Source organism: Kitasatospora sp. NPDC096128 (assembly GCF_040303105.1).
Lineage (GTDB): Bacteria > Actinomycetota > Actinomycetes > Streptomycetales > Streptomycetaceae > Kitasatospora.
The window spans coordinates 25546-45639 of sequence record NZ_JBEOSP010000021.1; the positions used below are offsets into that span (position 1 = coordinate 25546).

The following is a 20094-nucleotide window of genomic DNA, read 5'->3' on the forward strand; positions in this document are numbered from 1 at the left end:
ACGATCATGACGCCTGAGACGCCCGGGACGCCGAAGCAGCCCGAGACGACATCGACGCCCGAGACGACATCGACGCGCGAGACGACATCGACGCCCGGGACGCCGAAGCAGCCCGAGACGCCCTCGAAGCGGGACCGCGCCGCCGCCCTGCCCGCCGACCTGCGGGAGGCGCTCCGGCTCCGGCTGGCCGGCCGCTCCGCCGCCGGAGCCGCCGCCGGAGCCGTCGGTACCGGCATCCCGCGCGCCGACCGCAGCCGCCCGCTGCCGCCCTCCTCCGTCCAGCAGCGGCTCTGGTTCCTGGACCGGCTGCGCCCCGGCGACCCGCGCTACAACAGCGCGCTCGCCGTCCGGTTCGGCGGCCCGCTGGACCGGACGGCGCTCAGCGGCGCGCTGGCCGCCGTGGTCGCCCGGCACGAGGCGCTGCGGACCGTCTTCGAGGAGGCCGACGGCCGCCCGGTGCCGACCGTACGGCCGGCCGGACCGGTGCCGCTGCCGGTCCGTGCGGTCGAAGGCGATGCCGTCGACGCGCTGCTGCTCGCCGAGTACTCCCGCCCCTTCGACCTGCGGCACGGCCCGCTGCTGCGCGCCCTGCTGCTCCGCGAGTCCGCGCACTCGCACGTCCTGCTGCTGACCGCGCACCACATCGTCACCGACGGCTGGTCGATGGGCGTCGTCCTGGACGAACTGTGCACCGCCTACCGGGCCCTGGCCCGCGGGGAGGAGCCCCAGCTGCCGCCCGTCGCCGTCCAGTACCCGGACTTCGCGGCCTGGCAGCGCGAGCAGCACTCCGGTGCCCGGGCGGACAGACAGCTGGCCCACTGGAAGCAGGCCCTGGCCGGAGCGGTGCCGCCCGAACTGCCGCTGGACCACCCCCGGCGCGGCGAGGAGGCCGGCCCCGGCGCCGTCCACGCCTTCACCGTCCCCGCCGCGCTCACCGCCCGGCTGCGCGAGCTCGCCGCCGAGCAGCACGGCACCCTGAACACCGCCCTGACGGCCGGCGTCCAGGCGCTGCTGGCCCGCTGGTCCGGCCAACCGGACGTCACCGTCGGCTCCCTGACGCCCGGGCGCACCCGCACCGAGCTGGAGCGGGCCGTCGGCTGCTTCGTCAACACGGTCGCGCTGCGCACCCGGGTCGACCCGGCCGACGGCTTCCGCGCGCTGCTGGCGGCCGCCGTCGCGACCGGCAACGACGCCCTCGCGCACGGCGACACGCCCTTCGAGCGGGTCGTCGAGGCGGTGGCAGCGCCCCGCGAGGCCGGCCGCAACCCGCTGTTCGACGTCCTGGTGCTGCTGCACCCCGCGCCGTCCGTGACCACCGCTCCGGCCGGCACCGCGATCACCCCGGTGGAGGTGCCCCGGCAGGCCGCCACCTTCGACCTCAGCGTGGAGTTCGTCCCCGACGGCGAGGCGCTCACCGGCCTGTTGGAGTACCGCACCGACCTCCTCGACCCGGCCACCGCCCGGCGCACCGCCGACCAGCTGCTGCGGCTGCTGGCCAGCGCCGCCGCCGAACCGGACCGCCCGCTGGGCACCCTGCCGCTGCTCTCCCCGGAGCAGACCCGGCAGGTCGTCCACGACTGGAACGCCACCGCCCGGCCCGTGGAGCCCGTCACCCACCCCGAGCTGGTGCAGCGCCGGGCCGCCCTGACCCCCGACGCCCCCGCCCTGGTCGCCGGGGGCGAGGAGTTGAGCCTCGCGGAGCTCAACCGCCGCGCCAACCGGCTCGCCCACCAGCTGATCGCCCGCGGCATCGGGCCCGAGCGGCTGGTCGCGCTGCGGCTGCCGCGCACCGCCGACCTGGTCACCGCGATCCTCGCGGTCTGGAAGGCGGGCGCCGGCTACCTCCCGCTGGATCCGGCGCTGCCCGCCGAACGCGTGGCGTTCCTGCTCGCGGACGCCCGCCCGGCCCTCGTCCTGGACGAGGCGGCGCTGCGCGCGCTGCCCGCCGACGGCCCCGCCACCGACCCCGGCGACGCCGACCGGACCGCCCCGCTGGACCGGGCGGCCACCGCCTACGTGCTGTACACCTCCGGCTCCACCGGCCGCCCCAAGGGCGTCGCCGTCCCGCACGGCGCCCTGGCCAACCTGCTCGCCGCCCACCGGACCGGCTTCGTCGCCGAGGCCGGTGGCGGCCCGCTGCGGGTCGCGCTGACCGCCTCGTTCTCCTTCGACACCTCGCTGGAGGGCGTGCTGCTGCTGGCCGACGGCCACCCGCTGCACCTGGTCGACGAGACCACCCGGATGGACCCGGCGGCCCTGGTCGAGTACGTGGTCCGCCACCGCATCGACTTCCTCGACCTGACCCCCTCCTACCTGCGCCAACTGCTGCCCGCCGGGCTGCTCGACGACCCCCGGCACCGCCCCCGGGTGCTGATGCTCGGCGGCGAGGCCGTCGGCCCCCGGCTCTGGCGCGAACTCGCCGCCCGGCCGGACGTCGCCGCGTACAACTACTACGGCCCCACCGAGTGCACCGTCGACGCGCTGGCCTGCCGGATCACCGCCGGGGACCGCCCGCTGATCGGCCGTCCGCTGCCCAACCTGCGGGCGTACGTCCTGGACGACCGGCTCCAGCCGGTGCCGCCCGGGGTCGGCGGCCAGCTCCACCTGGCGGGCGCCCAGCTCGCCCGCGGCTACGTCGGCCGCCCCGGGCTGACCGCCGCCCGGTTCACCGCCGACCCGTACGGGCCGCCCGGGGCCCGGATGTACCGCACCGGCGACCTGGCCCGCTGGACGGCCGACGGACGCCTGGAGTACCTCGGGCGCGCCGACGACCAGGTCAAGGTACGCGGCCACCGGATCGAGCCCGGCGAGATCGAGGCGGCGCTGCTCGACCTGCCCGGCGTCGCCGCGGCCGCCGTCGCCGCCCCACCCGACCGGCACGGCCACGTCCGGCTGGCCGCCTACCTGGTCTTCGCCGAGGGCGCCGCCCGGCCCGCCGCCGAGCTGCGGGCGGCCCTGCGGCGCACCCTGCCCGACCACCTGGTGCCCTCCTCCTTCACCGCACTGGCGGCCCTGCCGCTCAGCACCAGCGGCAAACTGGACCGCCGCGCCCTGCCCACCCCCGAAGTCGCCACCACGGAACGGGAGTTCGTCGCCCCGCGGACCCCCGCGGAGGAGACCCTGGCGGCGATCTGGGCCGAGGTGCTGGGCGTGCCCCGGGTCGGCGTCACCGACAACTTCTTCGAGCTCGGCGGTGACTCCATCCTGAGCATCCAGGCCGTCTCCCGGGCCCGCGCGGCCGGGCTGCTGATCGGCTCCCAGGACGTCTTCCGCCACCAGACCGTCGCCGACCTGGCCGTCGCCGCCCGCCCGGCCGTCGCCCCGGCCGGCACTCGCGCCCCCGCCCCGCGCCGTGCGGCCGGACCGGCCCCGCTCACCCCGGTCCAGGAGTGGTTCCTCGCCGCCCGCGGCCCGCTGCGCCACTTCACCATGTCGATGCTGCTCGACCTGCCCCGGCGGCTCGACGAAGCCGCCCTGGACTCGGCGCTGCGGGCGCTGGTCGCCGCCCACCCGGCGCTGCGCACCCGCTTCACCCACGGCCCGGACGGCCGGCGGCAGCAGCCGGTGGACACCCCGGACACCGGACCGCTCAGCACGGCCGACCCGGCCCTCGACCCGGCCGAGGCCGCCGACGCCGCCCGCGCCGCCCTCGACCCGGCCACCGGCACCCTGCTGCGTGCCGTGCTGTTCCGCGCCGTCGGCGACGCCCGTCCCCGACTGCTGCTGACCGCCCACCACCTCGCCGTGGACAGCGTCTCCTGGCGGGTGCTGCTCGCCGACCTCGAACGGGCCTACCGGCAGGCCGAGTCCGGCGCCGAGCCCCGACCGGAGCCCGAAGCCACCCCGTTCACCGACTGGGCGCACCGGCTGGCCGAGCACGTCCGCTCCGGCGGGCTCGACCGGGACCTGCCGTACTGGACCGCGCAGCTCCGGCGGCCCGCCAGCGCGCTGCCCGTCGACCGCCCCGGCGTCCCGACCGCCGGCTCCGTCCGCACCCTGCGCACCCGGCTGGACGCCGCCACCACCGACGCCCTGCTGCGCGGCGTCCCCGAGGTCTACCGCACCCAGGTCAACGACGTGCTGCTGAGCGCCCTCGGCCGGGCCCTCAGCGACTGGACCGGTGCGGCGGAGGTCACCGTCGCGCTGGAGGGCCACGGCCGGGAGGACCTGTTCGACGGCCTCGACCTCGCCCGTACGGTCGGCTGGTTCACCACCCGGTACCCCGTCACCCTCGCCCCCGTCGGCCCGGCCGACGCCCCCGACTGGGCCGCCACCCTCAAGCGGGTCAAGGAGGGGCTGCGGGCCGTCCCGCACCGGGGCCTGAGCTTCGAGGCGCTGGCCCGGCTGCGCCAGGACGACCCGGCCGCCCGCGCCCTGCGGGACGTCCCGCTTCCCCAGGTCTGCTTCAACTACCACGGCCAGTGGACCGCCCCCGCCGACGGCGACTTCGCCCCCGCAGGCCCGGCGCCCGGCCGGGACCTCGCCCCCGAGCAGCCGCTGGACCATCTGCTGGACGTCTCCGCGGTGGTCGCCGGCGGTGAGCTGGAACTCACCTGGCACTACAGCGACCAGGTGCACGAGCGCGCCACCGTCCGGGCCCTCGCCGAGGCCACCGCCGCCGCGCTGGCCGCCGTCGTCGAGCACTGCGCCCGCCCCGGCGCGGGCGGGCGCACCCCTTCCGACTACCCGCTCGCCGGGCTGGACCAGGCCGCCGTGGACCGGATCGTCGGCGACGGCCGCGACGTCGAGGACCTGCTGCCGCTCACCCCGCTCCAGGAGGGCATGCTCTTCCACCGCCTGGTCGGCGGCTCCGACGACGTCTACCTCGACCAGGCCGACCTGCTGCTGGAGGGCGTCACCGACCCGCAGGCCTTCGCCCTCGCCTGGCAGCGGGTCGCCGACCGCACGCCCGCGCTGCGCACCTCGGTGGTCTGGGAGGGCGTCCCCGCCCCGCTCCAGGTGGTGCGCCGCGGCGTCCGGCTGCCCGTCACCCGGCTGGACCTGCGGGCCCTCGACCCGGGGCAGTGCGCCGAACGCCTGGACCGGCTGCGCGCCGAGGACCTCGCCCGCGGCCTGGACATCGCCACCGCGCCGCTGACCAGGCTCACCCTGGTCCGGCTGCCGGAGGCCCGGCTGCGCCTGCTGTGGACCTCGCACCACCTGATCCTGGACGGCTGGAGCCTCGCCCAGGTGCTCACCGAGGTGTTCGAGGAGTACGCCGCCCTCACCACCGGCACCGCCCCGGCCCCGGAGGTGCGCCGCCCCTTCGGCGACTACGTCCGCTGGCTCGCCGCCCAGGACACCGGGGCCGCCCGGGCGTACTGGCGCGGCGTGCTGACGGGCTTCGCCGACGCGACCCCGCTGCCCGCCGACCGCGTCCGGCGCGGCGCCCACCGGGCCCGCTCGGCGCAGAGCCACCGCGCGGGCCTGTCCGAGCGGGACTCCGGGCGGCTGGCCGACGCCGCCCGCCGGGCCGGGCTCACCCTGGGCACCGTGGTGCAGGGCGCCTGGGCGCTGCTGCTCGCCCGGTACGCCGGCGAGCCGGACGTGCTGTTCGGGACGACGGTCTCCGGCCGCCCCGAGGAACTGCCCGGCGTCGAGTCGATGATCGGCATGTTCATCAACACCCTGCCCACCCGGGTCCGGGTGGAGAGCGGGCGCACCGCCGCCGACTGGCTGCGCGGGCTCCAGGACGACCAGGCCGAGGCCCGGCGGCACGCCGCCGTCTCCCTGGCCGAGCTCACCGGCTACAGCGACCTGCCGCCCGGCGCCGCGCTGTTCGACAGCATCGTCGCCTTCGAGAACTACCCCTTCGACGACGCCCGCGCCGCCGGCACGGGGGTGCGCCTGGCCGCGGTCGCCTCCCGGGACGCCACCAACTTCCCGCTGGTGCTGCGCGCCCACCAGGGCGAGCGGTTCGGCTTCGAACTCGCCTACGACCCGGAGCTGTTCGACGCCGACACCGTCCGCACCCTGGCCGGGCGGCTGCGCCTGCTGCTCACCGGGTTGGCCGACGGCCTGGACCGGCCGCTGCGCGAACTGCCGTGGACCACCGCCGAGGAACGCCGACGGGCGATCGGGCCGGCGAGCGCCCACGGCCGCCCCGACCGCACCCTGGTCGACCTCTTCGAGGCCCAGGCCGCCCGCACCCCGCAGGCCGAGGCCCTCACCTGCGGAGCCGAGCGACTCGACTACGCCACGCTGGACGCCCGGGCCGCCCGGCTCGCTCACCGGCTGGCCGAACTCGGCGCCGGGCCCGAGCGGTTCGTCGCCCTCGCCCTGCCCCGCACGGCCGAGCTGGTGGTCGCCGTGCTCGCCGTCCTCAAGACCGGAGCGGCCTACCTGCCGCTCGATCCCGGCCTGCCCGCCGAGCGCCGCGCCGAACTGCTCGGCGACGCCGCCCCGGTGGCCCTGGTGACGCTCACCGACGTCCGCGCGGCCGTCCCCGTCCTCCCGCTGGCGGACCCGGCCGTGCGCGCCGACCTGGACCGCCGCCCGGCCGCCCCGCTCGGCCCCCGCCACCGCCCGCTGCCCGACAGCCCCGCCTACGCCATCTACACCTCCGGCTCCACCGGCCGCCCCAAGGGCGTCGTGGTGCCGCACGCCAACGTGGTCCGGCTGTTCCGACACACCCGGGACCTCCTCGACTTCGGCCCGCGGGACGTCTGGACGCTGTTCCACTCCTACACCTTCGACTTCTCGGTCTGGGAGCTGTGGGGCCCGCTGCTGCACGGCGGCCGACTCGTCGTGGTGCCCGAGGGCACCGCCCGCTCCCCGGAGGAGTTCCTCGGGCTGCTCGCCGACGAGGGCGTCACCGTGCTCAGCCAGACCCCGTCCGCGTTCCACCCGCTGGTCCGCGCCGACGCCGAACACCCGGAACTGTCACAGCGGTTGGCGCTGCGCACGGTGGTCTTCGGCGGCGAGGCGCTGGACGCCACCCGGCTCACCGACTGGTACGCCCGCCACCCCGGGGACGCGCCGCGCCTGGTCAACATGTACGGCATCACCGAGACCACCGTGCACGTCACCCACGCCCCGCTGGACGAGGCCACCGCCGCCGCCGGCGGCCCGGCCCCGATCGGCGAGGGCCTGCCCGACCTGCGGCTGTACCTGCTGGACGCCGACCTCGCGCCCGTCCCCCCGGGCGCGGTGGGCGAGCTGTACGTGGCGGGGGCGGGCCTGGCCCGCGGCTACCTCAACCGGCCCGGGCTGACCGCCACCCGCTTCCTCGCCGACCCCTTCGGCGCCCCCGGCACCCGGATGTACCGCACCGGCGACCGGGCCCGGCGCCGCCCCGACGGCACCCTGCACTACCTGGGCCGGGCCGACCAGCAGGTCAAGATCCGCGGCTACCGGATCGAGCCCGGCGAGATCGAGGCCGCCCTGCTCACCCACCCCGGCGTCGGCCAGGCCGCCGTGGGCGTGCACCAGGACGCCGCCGGCACCCGCCGGCTGGTGGCCCACGTCGTCGCCGGGGAGGGCGCGGCCGAGCCGCCGTCCGCCGCCGAGCTGCGCGCCCACCTGGAGCGGCGGCTGCCCGCCTACCTGGTGCCCGCCGCCTACCTGCCGATGGCGGCGCTGCCGCTCACCCCCAACGGCAAGCTCGACCGTCGCGCCCTGCCCGCCCCCGGCCCGGCGGGCTACCCGGGCACGTCCGGCCGGGCGCGCACCGCGCCGCGCACCCCGGCCGAGCGGCTGGTCGCGCGGGCCTGGGCGGCGGTGCTGGACACCGGCGGGATCGGCGCCGAGGACGACTTCTTCGCCCTCGGCGGCGACTCCATCCTCGCCGTCCGGGCCACCGCCCGGCTGCGCGAGGCCTTCGGGCGCGCCGACCTCTCACCCCGGCTGCTCTTCGACCACCCCGTGCTGGCCCGGCTGGCCGAGGCCCTCGCCGCCGCCGGGGGAGGGGAGCCCGCCGGGGCGTCCGGCCCGTCCGTCATCCCGGTGCTGCCGGAGGGCGACGCCGAGGCGCCGCTGTCGTACGCCCAGCAGCGGCTCTGGTTCCTCGACCGGTTCGAGCCGGGCGGCACCGAGTACACCACGCTCTCCGTGCTGCGGCTGCGCGGGGCGCTCGACCGCGCAGCGCTGGGCACGGCCCTGGACGGCCTGGTCGAGCGGCACCCGGCGCTGCGCACCACCTTCGCCGAACGGGACGGCCTGGCACGGCAGTCGGTGCACCCGCCGCACCCCGTCGAACTGCCCTGCGAGGACCTCGACCCGGCCGCGGTGGACGCCCTGCTGGAGCGGATCGCCGCCACCCCCTTCGACCTGGCCACCGGCCCGCTGCTGCGCGCCCGGCTGGCCCGGACCGCCGAGCGCGAGCACCTGCTCGTCCTGGCGGTGCACCACATCGTCACCGACGGCTGGTCGATCGGCGTGCTCAGCCGGGACCTCGCCGAGCTGTACACCGCCGCGCTCACCGGTCGCCGCCCCCGGCTGCCCGAACTGCCGGTCCGCTACACCGACTTCGCCGCCTGGCAGCGCAGCCGCGGCGACCGCGCCGAGGCCGAACTCGACCACTGGCGCCAGGTGCTGGCCGGGCTGCCGCCGCTGGAGCTGCCCACCGACCGGCCCCGCCCGGCCGTCCGCGGCAGGGACGGCGCGCTGGTCACCTTCACCCTGCCCGCCGGGCTGACCGCCCGGCTGCGCGAGCGCGGCCGGGCGGCCGACGGCACCCTCTACACCGTGCTGCTGGCGGCCTGCCAGGTGCTCCTGGCCCGCTGGTCCGGACAGCGGGACTTCGCCGTCGGCACCGTCACCTCCGGTCGCGAGCAGGGCGAACTCCACGACGTGGTCGGGATGTTCGTCAACACCCTGGTGCTGCGCGGTACGGTCCGCCCCGAGGAGCCGTTCCGCGCCCTGCTGGCCCGGGCCCGCGGCACCCTGCTCGACGCCCTCGCCCACCAGGAGGTGCCCTTCGAACGGCTGGTGGACGCCCTCCAGCCGGAGCGGGACACCAGCCGCACCCCGCTCTTCCAGGTCATGGTGGCCCTGCACAACCTCGGCGCCGAGGCGCCCCGGCTGCCCGGACTGACGGTGGAGCCGGTGACCCCGCCGGTGCGCGGCGCCACCTTCGACCTCTCCTTCGACTTCGTCGAACGCGACGGCGGCCTCACCGGCCACCTGGAGTACAGCACCGGACTGTTCGACGCCCGCACCGCCGCGCAACTGGCCGCGCGGCTGACCGTCCTGCTGGAGGCCGTCGCCGACCACCCGGACACGCCGGTCGGCGCCCTGCCGCTGATGACCGCCGAGGAGCGCGAACGCACCCTGCGCCAGGGCCGCGGCGAACCGCTGCCCGAGGAGCCCGCCACCACCCTGCCCGCCCTGTTCGAGGCGCAGGCGGCCCGCACCCCGCACAGCACCGCCCTGGTCGCCCGGGACGCCACCCTCGACTTCGCCGCCCTCAACGCCCGGGCCAACCGGCTGGCCCGCCACCTGGTCGCCCTCGGCGCCGGCCCCGAACGGCTGGTCGCGGTCCGGCTGCCGCGCACCTCGGAGCTGGTGGTGGCGCTGTTCGCGGTGCTCAAGGCGGGCGCCGCGCTGCTCTTCGTCGACCCGGAACTGCCCGAGGAACGGGCCGCCCGGCTGCTCGACGACGCCCGCCCGCAGACCGTGCTGACCGAACGGACCCTGCGCGGGACGCTCTGGCAGGCCCTGCCCGACCACGACCTGACCGACGCCGAGCGGACCGCCCCGCTGGACCCGTCCCACACCGCCTACGTGGTCTTCACCTCCGGCTCCACCGGCCGCCCCAAGGGCGTCGCCGTCGAACACCGCCAGCTGGCCAACCTCTGCCGCGACCACCGGCTCGGCCTGGTCGACCCGCACATCGGCGACGGCGAGCGGCTGCGGGTCGCGCTCAGCGCCTCCTTCTCCTTCGACACCAGCTGGGAGGGCCCGCTGCTGCTCGCCCTCGGCCAGGAACTCCACCTGATCGACGAGGACGTCCGGCTGGACCCGCGGGCCTTCTGCGCCCAGGTCGCCGACCGCCGGCTGGACCTGGTCAACGTCACCCCGTCCTTCCTGCGCGAACTCACCGCCGCCGGACTGCTCGCCCCCGGCCGCCACCACCCCCGGCTGCTGCTGGTCGGCGGCGAGGCCGTGCCCCCCGCCACCTGGCGGCAGCTCGCCGCCGCCCGCGCCGAGCTGGGCGTCACCGCCTACAACGTGTACGGGCCCACCGAGTGCACCGTCGACGCCACCTGGGCCCGCTGCGCCGACCACCCCGAGCGCCCCGTCATCGGCCGCCCCGGCCGGGGCCTCGGCGCCCACCTGCTGGACGGCGCGCTGAGCCCGGTCCCGCCCGGCATGCCGGGGGAGCTGTACCTGACGGGCCCCCAGGTCGCCCGCGGCTACCTGAACCGCCCCGGGCTGACCGCCGCCCGCTTCCTCGCCGACCCGTACGGCCCGCCCGGCGCCCGGATGTACCGTACCGGCGACCTCGCCCGCCGGGACGCCCACGGGCAGCTGGAGTTCCTCGGCCGGGCCGACGAACAGGTCAAGATCCGCGGCTTCCGGATCGAACCCGGCGAGGTGGAGGCCGCCCTGCTGACCCACCCGGACGTCGCCGACTGCGCGGTGGCCGCGCGCGAGCACGCCGGACGCACCCTGCTGGTCGGCTACCCGGTGCCCGCCGCCGACCGGGTGCCGCCCGCCGACGAACTGCGGGCCTGGCTGCGGCGCACCCTGCCCGACCACCTGGTGCCCGCCGCCTTCGTCCCGCTGGCCCGGATCCCGCGCACCGCCGGCGGCAAGACCGACCGGCGCGCCCTGCCCGCACCGCCCGCCCAGCCCGACCCGTCCACCCCGTACGTCGCCCCGGCGGCCGGCACCGAGGAGCGGCTCGCCGCGATCTGGGCCGAGGTGCTCGGCGTCGAGCGGGTCGGCGCCCGGGACAACTTCTTCGCGCTCGGCGGCGACTCCATCCTGAGCATCCAGATCGTCTCCCGGGCCCGGACCGCCGGGCTGGCACTGACCACCAAGGACGTCTTCCGGCACCAGAGCATCGCCGAACTCGCGCTGCGCGCCCGGGAGGTGACGGGCGTCCCGGCGGAGCCCGCGCCCGCCGAGGCTCCGCTCACCCCGATCCAGCACTGGTACCTGGGCGCCCGCCGCCCCGGCGAGCCGCTGCGCTTCACCATGACCCAGCGCCTGGAACTGGCCCCCGGCACCGACCCGGCGGCCCTGCGCGACGCCGTCCACGCCCTGGTGGAGCACCACCCGGCGCTGCGCACCCGCTTCCGGCCCGGCGGGGCCGGCTGGCGCCAGCAGGTGGACGGGCAGCCGCCGGACGGCCTGTTCACCCACCACCCGGCGGCCGGCCTCGACGCCGCCGCCCTGGAGGCCGAGGTGCAGCGCGCCACCGAGGCCGCCCAGCGCTCGCTCGACCCGGTCGGGGGCCGCACCGTCCGCGCCCTGTTCTTCGACCGCGGCGAGCGGCTGCCCGGCCAACTCGTCCTCACCGTCCACCACCTGGCCGTCGACGGAGTCTCCTGGCGGATCCTGCTGGCCGACCTCGAAACGGCCTACCGCGCGGCCCGCACCGGCGCCCCGGTCGCGCTCCCGCCGGAGGGCACCACCCACGGCCGGTGGGCCGCCCGGCTGGAGCAGCACACCCGCGCGGGCGCCCTGGACGGCCACGCCGCGTACTGGACCCGCACCGGCGCGGCCCCGGCCGGGCTGCCCGCGGGCCGCCCCGGTGCCAACACCCACGCCACCGCCGCCACCCTCACCGTGACCCTGGACCGCGAGGCCACCGGGGCCCTGCTGCGCGGGGCGCCCGCCGCCTACCGCACCCAGGCCAACGACGTGCTGCTCAGCGCCCTGGGCCGCACCCTGGCCCGCTGGTGCGGCCGGAACGAGGTGCTGATCGGCGTCGAGGGGCACGGCCGCGAGGACCTCTTCGACGGAGTGGACCTCTCCCGGACGGTCGGCTGGTTCACCGCCGAGTTCCCGCTCGCCCTGCGCGTCGACCCGGCGGCAGGCTGGCACGACACCCTGCGCGCCGTCAAGGAGCAGCTGCGCGCCGTCCCGCTGCGCGGCCTCAGCCACGGTGCCCTGCGCCACCTGCACCCGGACGGCCCGCTCAGCGGCGGCGCGGACCCCCAGGTCGGCTTCAACTACCACGGCCGCTTCGACGCCGGCGCAGGCGCCGGCGCCGAGGGCCTGGTCCGCGGAACGCTGCCCCCGGCCGGGCGCGACACCGACCCGGACGAGCCCCGCCCCTACCTGCTGGAGGTCACCGGGGCGGTCCAGGACGGCCGCCTCGAACTGGGCTGGACCTACCCCGCGGAGATCTACGACGAGGCCACCGTCCGCGGCCTCGCCGAGGAACTGCGCACCGCCCTGCGCGAACTGGCCGAGCACTGCGCCCGGCCCGGCGCCGGCGGGTGCACCCCCTCGGACTTCCCGCTGGCCGGCCTGGACCAGCCGCAACTGGACCGGCTGGTCGGCGACGGCCGCGCGGTCGAGGACGTGCTGCCGCTGACCCCGCTGCAGTCCGGCATGCTCTTCCACGGCCTGGTGGACGCCGACGGCGCCTACGTCGACCGGATCGCGGTGCGCCTCGCCGGGGTCGCCGACCCGCGGGCCTTCGCCGCCGCCTGGCAGCAGGTCGCCGACCGCACCCCGGCGCTGCGCTCCGCCGTGCACTGGCGCGGCCTGCCGCACCCCGTCCAACTGGTCGCCAGGAACGCGGTGCTGCCCGTGCGCCGACTCGACCTCGGCGACCTGACCCCGCAGCAGCTGGCGGCCGAGACCGAACGGCTGCTGGCCGAGGAGCGGGCCACCCCGATGGAGCTGACCACCGCGCCGCTCACCCGCCTCACCCTGGCCGCCCTGCCCGGCGAGGAGGTGCTGCTGCTGTGGTCCACCCACCACCTGATCCTGGACGGCTGGAGCACCGGCCACCTGCTCACCGAGGTCTGCGAGGAGTACGCCGCGCTCACCGGCGGCCCCCAGGCGCCCCGGCCGGTCCGCCGCCCGTTCGCGGACTTCCTGGGCTGGCTGCGCGAGCGCGACCGGCCCGCCGCCGAGGCGCACTGGCGCGCCGCCCTGGACGGCTTCACCGCCCGTACCCCGCTCCCGTACGACCGCCGCCCGACCGGGGCCCACCGGGCCCGCTCCGGCGCCGCCGTCCACCGCGCACTGGACGGAGCGCTGTCCGCCCGGCTGCGCGAGCGGGCCGCCGCCGCCGGACTGACCGTCAACACCGTGGTGGAGGGTGCCTGGGCACTGCTGCTGGCCCGCCACGGCGGCGGCGAGGACGTGGTCTTCGGCACCACCGTGTCCGGGCGACCGGCCGAACTGCCCGGGGTGGAGTCGATGATCGGCCTGTTCATCAACACCGTGCCCACCCGGGTCACCATCCCGACGGGCGGCGTGCGGCCCTGGCTGCGCGGCCTCCAGGACCGCCAGAGCGAGGCCCGCGCCTTCGACCACCTGGCCCTGTCCCGGATCCAGGCCCTGAGTGAACTGCCCGCCGGGGAACCGCTGTTCGACAGCATGCTGGTCTTCGAGAACTACCCCGTCGACGAATCCGCCGAGGCCCGCACCGGAGTCCGGGTGGTCGAGGTGCGCGCCGACGACGCCACCACCTTCCCCTGGTGCCTGCGCGCCCACCTGGGCGAGCGGCTCGGCTTCGACCTGGCCTACGACCCCGCGCTGTTCGACCACCGGACGGCCCGGGACGCCGCCGACCGGCTGCTCCTGCTGCTCACCGGCCTCACCGCGGCGCTCGCCGACGGCCCGGACAGCGCCCCGGACGGTGACCTGGACGGCGACATCGATGCGCTGGAGCTGCTCACCCCCGCCGACCGCGCGCAACTGGCCGCCTGGCACCCCACCGCCCGCCCGGTAGAACCCCGCAGCCCGCTGACCGTCCTCGCCGGACACGTCCGGCGCACCCCCGACGCCCCCGCCGTGCGCGAGGGCGAGCGGATCCTGACGTACCGGCAGCTCGACCAGTGGTCCGACCGCCTCGCCGCCCGGCTGCTCGCCGCCGGCCCGGCCGCCGAGGAGCCGATCGCGCTGGAACTGGAGCGCTCGACCGAGCTGGTGGTCGCCCAGCTGGCCGTCCTCAAGGCGGGCGGTGCCTACCTGCCCGTCGACCTCCGGGCCCCCGAGGAGCGCCGCCGCACCCTGCTCGCCCGGGCCGGAGCCACCCGGCGGCTCACCGCCGAGCCGGTCGCCGCCGCCCGCACCGACCCGGCGCCCGGGCAGCTGCCGCCCGCCGACCCCGAGCAACTGGCGTACGTGATGTACACCTCCGGCTCCACCGGCGAGCCCAAGGCCGTGGCCGTCCGGCACCGCGACGTGGCCTCGCTCGCCACCGACAGCCGCTTCGGCGACGGCCGCTGCGCCCGGGTGCTGCTGCACTCCCCGGTGGCCTTCGACGCCGCCACCTTCGAGGTGTGGGCCCCGCTGCTGACCGGCGGCTGCGTGCTCGTCGCCCCCGCCGGGCCGGTGGACGCGGCGCTGCTGCGCCGGCTGGCCGGGCCGGCCGGGCCGACCGCGCTGTGGCTCACCGCCGGGCTCTTCCGGCTGCTCGCCCAGGACGCCCCGGACTGCTTCGCCGGGCTGCGGACGCTGTGGACCGGCGGCGACGTGGTGCCCGCCGCGGCCGTCCGCCGGGTGCTGGCCGCCTGCCCCGGGCTGACCGTGGTGGACGGCTACGGGCCGACCGAGACCACCACTTTCGCCACCGCCCACGAACTCGCCGACCCGGCCGCGGTGCCCGACCCCGTGCCGGTCGGCCGCCCGCTGGACGACCGGCGCGTGCACGTCCTGGACCACCGGCTGCGGCCCGTCCCGCCCGGCTGCGCGGGCGAGCTGTACCTGGCCGGCGAGGGCGTGGCCCGCGGCTACCTCGGCCGCCCCGGCGCGACCGCCGCCCGCTTCCTCGCCGACCCGTCCGGCCCGCCCGGCGCCCGGATGTACCGCACCGGGGACCTGGCCCGCCGCCGCCCCGACGGCACCGTCGAGTTCCTCGGCCGGGCCGACGACCAGCTGAAGATCCGCGGCTTCCGGGTCGAGCCCGCCGAGGTGGAGGCCGCGCTCGCCGCCCACCCCGGGGTGGCCGACGTCGCCGTCGTCGCCCGCGCCGACCGGCCCGGCGTCCGCCGGCTGGTCGCCTACACCGTCGGCGCCGTCGACCCCGGGGAACTGCGGGACTTCGCCGCCCGCACCCTGCCCGACTACCTCCTCCCCGCCGCCTTCGTCCCGCTGGACGCCCTCCCGCTGAACCGCAACGGCAAGGTCGACCGCGCCGCGCTCCCCACGCCGGAACGGCAGCACGCCGCCGGAGGCGCCGAGCGGGTCGAGCCGCGCACCGCGGCCGAACGCCGCGCCGCCGAGGTCTTCGGCGAGGTGCTGGGCATCCGGCCGCCCGGGGTGACCGAGGGCTTCTTCGCGCTCGGCGGCGACTCCATCCTCAGCATCCGGCTCGCCGGCCGACTGTCCGAGGCCTTCGGCGCCGAGCTCACGCCCCGCGCGGTGTTCGACCACCCGACCCCGGCCGCACTGGCCGAGCTCCTCGCCGGCGGGTCCGGCCCCGACCGGCCACCCGTCGCCCCCGCGGCGCCCCTGGTCCCGGTCGCCCGCGACGGCGTGGCGCCGATGTCCTACGCCCAGCAACGCCTCTGGTTCCTGGAGGAGTTCGCGCCCGGCGGCGCCGAGTACGTGACCGCGCTCGCGCTGCGGCTGCGCGGCCCGCTGGACCCGGAGGCCCTCGGTACGGCGCTGACCGCCCTGGTCGCCCGGCACGAGTCGCTGCGCACCACCTTCGACGCCGTCGACGGCCACGGTGTCCAACGAGTCCAGCCGCCGCGGCCGGTCCCGCTGCGCCGCCACGACCTCGCCGAACCTCCGCCCGGGGAGCGGGAGGAGGCCCTGCGCGCCCTGCTCGCCGCCGAACGCGCCCGCCCCTTCGACCTGCGCCGCGGCCCGCTGCTGCGCCCCGCGCTCATCCGGCTCGCCGACCACGACCACGTGCTGGCCCTGACCCTGCACCACATCGTCACCGACGGCTGGTCCAACGCCGTCCTGCTCACCGACCTGGCCCACCTCTACCGCGCCGCACTCGACCCCGCCCACCCGCCGCTCGCCCCGCTGCCGGTGCAGTACGCCGACCACGCCCACTGGCAGCGCGGCATCGACGCCACCGACCAACTCGCCTACTGGAAACGACAGCTGGCTGACCTCGAAGCACTCCGGCTGCCGCTCGACCGGCCCCGCCCGGCGGTCCGCACCAGCACCGGGGGCACCGTCCGGCTCGACCTGCCCGCCGACACCGCCCGGCGGCTCGCCCGGATCGGCCGGGACGGCGACACCACCCTGTTCACCACCCTGGTGGCCGCCGCCCAGGCCTACCTGGCCCGGCTCAGCGGCGACCGGGACGTCGCCGTCGGCACCGTCACCGCCGGCCGCGAGCGCCCCGAGGTCCAACGGCTGATCGGCTTCTTCGTCAACACCCTGGTGCTGCGCTCCCGGATCGAACCCCGGCAGCCCTTCACCGCCTTCCTCGCCGACGTCCGGCAGACCGTACGGGACGCCTTCGCCCACCAGGACGTGCCCTTCGAGCGGGTGGTCGACGAGGTGCAGCCGGTGCGCGACACCAGCCGCAGCCCGCTCTTCCAGGTCCTGGTCGTGCTGCAGAACACCCCGTCGGCCGAACCCGACCTGCCGGGGCTGGAGGTGACGGACGTCGAGACCGACAGCACCGGGACGGCCTTCGACCTGGTGCTGGAGTTCGCCCGAGCCGAGTCCGGCGCGCTGCACGGCCTGCTCACCTACAACACCGACCTGTTCGAGCCCGCCACCGCCGAGCGGATGGCCGAACAGCTCACCACCCTGCTGACCGCCGTCGCCGAGGACCCGCAGTGCCCCCTCGGCTCGCTGCCCGTGGCCGGCCCCGACCGCCTGGCCGCCGAACTGGCCCTGGCCCGCGGCGAGTTCCGCCCGGTGCCGGCCGCGACCCTGCCCGAGCTGTTCGAACGGCAGGCGGCCCGCACCCCGGACGCGCCCGCCCTGCTCGACGGCGACCGCGTGATCGGCTACGCCGAACTGGACCGGGCGGCCAACCGGCTGGCCCACCGGCTGATCCGGGACGGCGTCGGACCGGAGCGGCTGGTCGCCCTCGCGCTGCCCCGCTCGGCGGCCGCGGTGGTCGCCCAGCTCGCCGTCGCCAAGGCCGGCGGCGCCTTCCTCCCGGTCGACCCCGACTACCCGGCCGCCCGGCGGGAGTTCATGGTCCGCGACGCGGGCGCCGCCGTCGTGCTCGACGACCCCGCCCGGGTGTGGGCCGCCGACGGCCCGGACACCGCCCCCACCGACGCCGACCGCACCGGCGCCCTCACCCCCGCGCACCCGGCGTACGTCGTCTACACCTCCGGCTCCACCGGCACCCCCAAGGGCGTGCTGGTCACCCACGCCGGACTCGCCGCCTTCGCGGCGGCCGCCGCCGAGCAGTACGCCGTCGGCCCCGGCGACCGGGTGCTCCAGTTCGCCTCGCCCAGCTTCGACGCCTCCGTGCTGGAACTGTGCATCTCGCTGCTCAGCGGCGCCGCGCTGGTCACCGGCGAGGAGGGCCCGCTGGTCGGCGAACGCCTCGCCGAGGCCCTGGCCGGACGCCGGATCAGCCACGCCCTGATCCCCCCGGCGGCCCTGGCCACCCTCGAACCCGGGACCGCCGCCGCGCTGCCCGGACTGCGCACCCTGGTGGTCGGCGCCGAGGCCTGCCCCGCCGACCTGGTCGACATCTGGGCCCCCGGCCGCCGGATGGTCAACTCCTACGGCCCCACCGAGGCCACCGTGGTCGCCACCTGGACCAGCCCCCTCACCCCCGGCACCGGCACCGCCCCCGCCATCGGCCACCCCGGCGGAGCCACCCGGGCCTACCTGCTCGACGCCGCCCTGCGCCCCGTCCCGCCCGGGGTGACCGGCGAACTCCACCTGGCCGGGCCCGGCCTGGCCCGCGGCTACCTCGGCCGCCCCGGCCTGACCGCCGCCCGCTTCCTGCCCGACCCGTACGGCGCCCCCGGCGAGCGGATGTACCGCACCGGGGACCTCGCCCGCCGCGACGCCGACGGCCAGCTCCGCTACTGCGGCCGCGCCGACGACCAGATCAAGCTGCGCGGCTTCCGGATCGAACCGGGCGAGATCGAGAGCGCGCTGCGCCGCAGCCCGCTGGTGCGCGACGCCGTCGTCACCGTCCGCACCGACGCCCCCGGCGGCGGCCGGCTGGTCGCCTACGTCGTCCACGCCGACCCGGCCGGAGCCGCCCTCGACCCGGCCGGCACCGCCCTCGACCTGCGCGCCCGGCTCGCCGAATCGCTGCCGCCGCACCTCGTCCCCGCCGTCTTCGTCCCGCTGGAACGGCTGCCGCTCACCCCCAACGGCAAGACCGACCGCCGGGCCCTGCCCGACCCCGGCCCGGCCCGCGCCGCGGCCGGCCCGCACCGCCCGCCGGAGACCGACACCGAACGCCGGATCGCCCGGATCTGGGCCGACGTCCTCGGCGTCGAACAGGTCGGCGCCGACGACAACTTCTTCCTGCTCGGCGGCGACTCCATCCTCAGCATGCAGGTGGTGTCCCGACTGCGCCGCGACGGCCTCCACCTGGCCACCCGCGACCTCTTCACCCACCAGACCGTCGCCGAACTCGCCACCGTGGTGCGCGCCGCCCCCGAGCGCGCCGACGACGGCCCGGTCACCGGCGCCGTACCGCTCACCCCGATCCAGGAGTGGTTCCTCACCACCCCGCGCGCCGCCCACCACCACTTCAACCAGTCGGCGCTGCTCGAACTCGGCCCCGACCCGGACCGCGCGGCCCTGCGCGCCGCCCTGGACGCCCTGCTGGACCACCACGACGCCCTGCGGATGCGCTTCACCCACGACGCCTCCGGCTGGCGGCAGTTCAACCCGCCGCCGGCCCGCACCGAGGACCTCCTCGTCCACCACGACCTCACCGGCCAGTCCGCCGAATCCGCCGACGCGGCCCTTGCCAAGGCCGCCGACGAGCTGCACGGCGGCTTCGACCTGGCCCGCGGCCCGCTGCTGCGCGCCGCCCTGTTCACCGGCGAACCGGACCGCCCGCCGCTGCTCCTGCTGGTCGCCCACCACCTGGTGGTCGACGCCGTCTCCTGGCGGGTGCTGCGCGACGACCTGGAGAGCGCCTACCGGCAGGCCCGCGAGGGCGCCCCGATCGACCTGGGGGAGCGCGGCACCTCCTTCCGGGACTGGGCGCAGCGGCTCGCCGCCCACGTCGCCGAGGGCGGCCTCGACCACGAACTCCCGTACTGGGAGGAGGCGGTGACGGCCCGCGCCGAACCTCCCGTGCGCCCCGCCGAGGGGGACCGCGCCGCGACCGCGGCGGTCACCGTGGAACTGGACGAGGCGGACACCGAGGCCCTGCTGCGGGCCGCCCCGGCCGCCTACCGCACCCGGGTCAACGACGTCCTGCTCGCCGCCCTCGCCCTGGCGCTGGCCCGCTGGACCGGACAGCCGCGGATCCGGCTCGACCTGGAGGGCCACGGCCGCGAGGACCTGCTGGAGGGCGTCGACCTGTCCCGCACGGTCGGCTGGTTCACCACCGTCCACCCGGTCGGCCTCGACGTCCCCGCGCCCGAACAGCTCGGCCCCGACCGCGACTGGCGCGCCCTGGTCAAGACGATCCGCCGCCAACTGCGCGCGGTGCCCGGCAACGGGCTCGGCTTCGGCGCCCTGCGCACCTTCGGCCCGCCCGAGGTCCGCGAACGACTCGCCGCCGGCGCCCACGGCCAGGTCGTCTTCAACTACCTCGGCCAGTGGGACGCCCGCCCCGAGGCCGGCGGCGACGGCCTGGTCCGCGCCGAACTCGGCTCCTGCGGCCAGGACCACGACCCCCGCGACGCCGGATCCCACCCGCTGGAGGTGGTCGGCGCCGCCCAGCGGGGCCGGCTCGCCTTCACCTGGCACCACCGACCCGCCGTCCACGACCCGGCCGAAGTGCGCCGGGCGGCCGAGGAGTTCGCCGAGGCGCTGCGCCACATCGCCCGGCACGCCCGGCAAGGCCGGCAAGGCCAGCAGGACCGCTGACCCGCAACAACCCGCGAG

The 20094-nt window shown here is 77.6% G+C and carries 1 protein-coding gene; it reads left to right on the top strand.

Annotation, left to right across the window (positions count from 1 at the left end):
* Positions 1–6: 6 nt before the first annotated feature.
* A complete protein-coding gene (locus tag ABTY61_RS23275) occupies positions 7–20076 on the top strand; it encodes a non-ribosomal peptide synthase/polyketide synthase (RefSeq protein ID WP_350506968.1) in 20070 nt (6689 codons plus the stop codon).
* Positions 20077–20094: the final 18 nt, after the last annotated feature.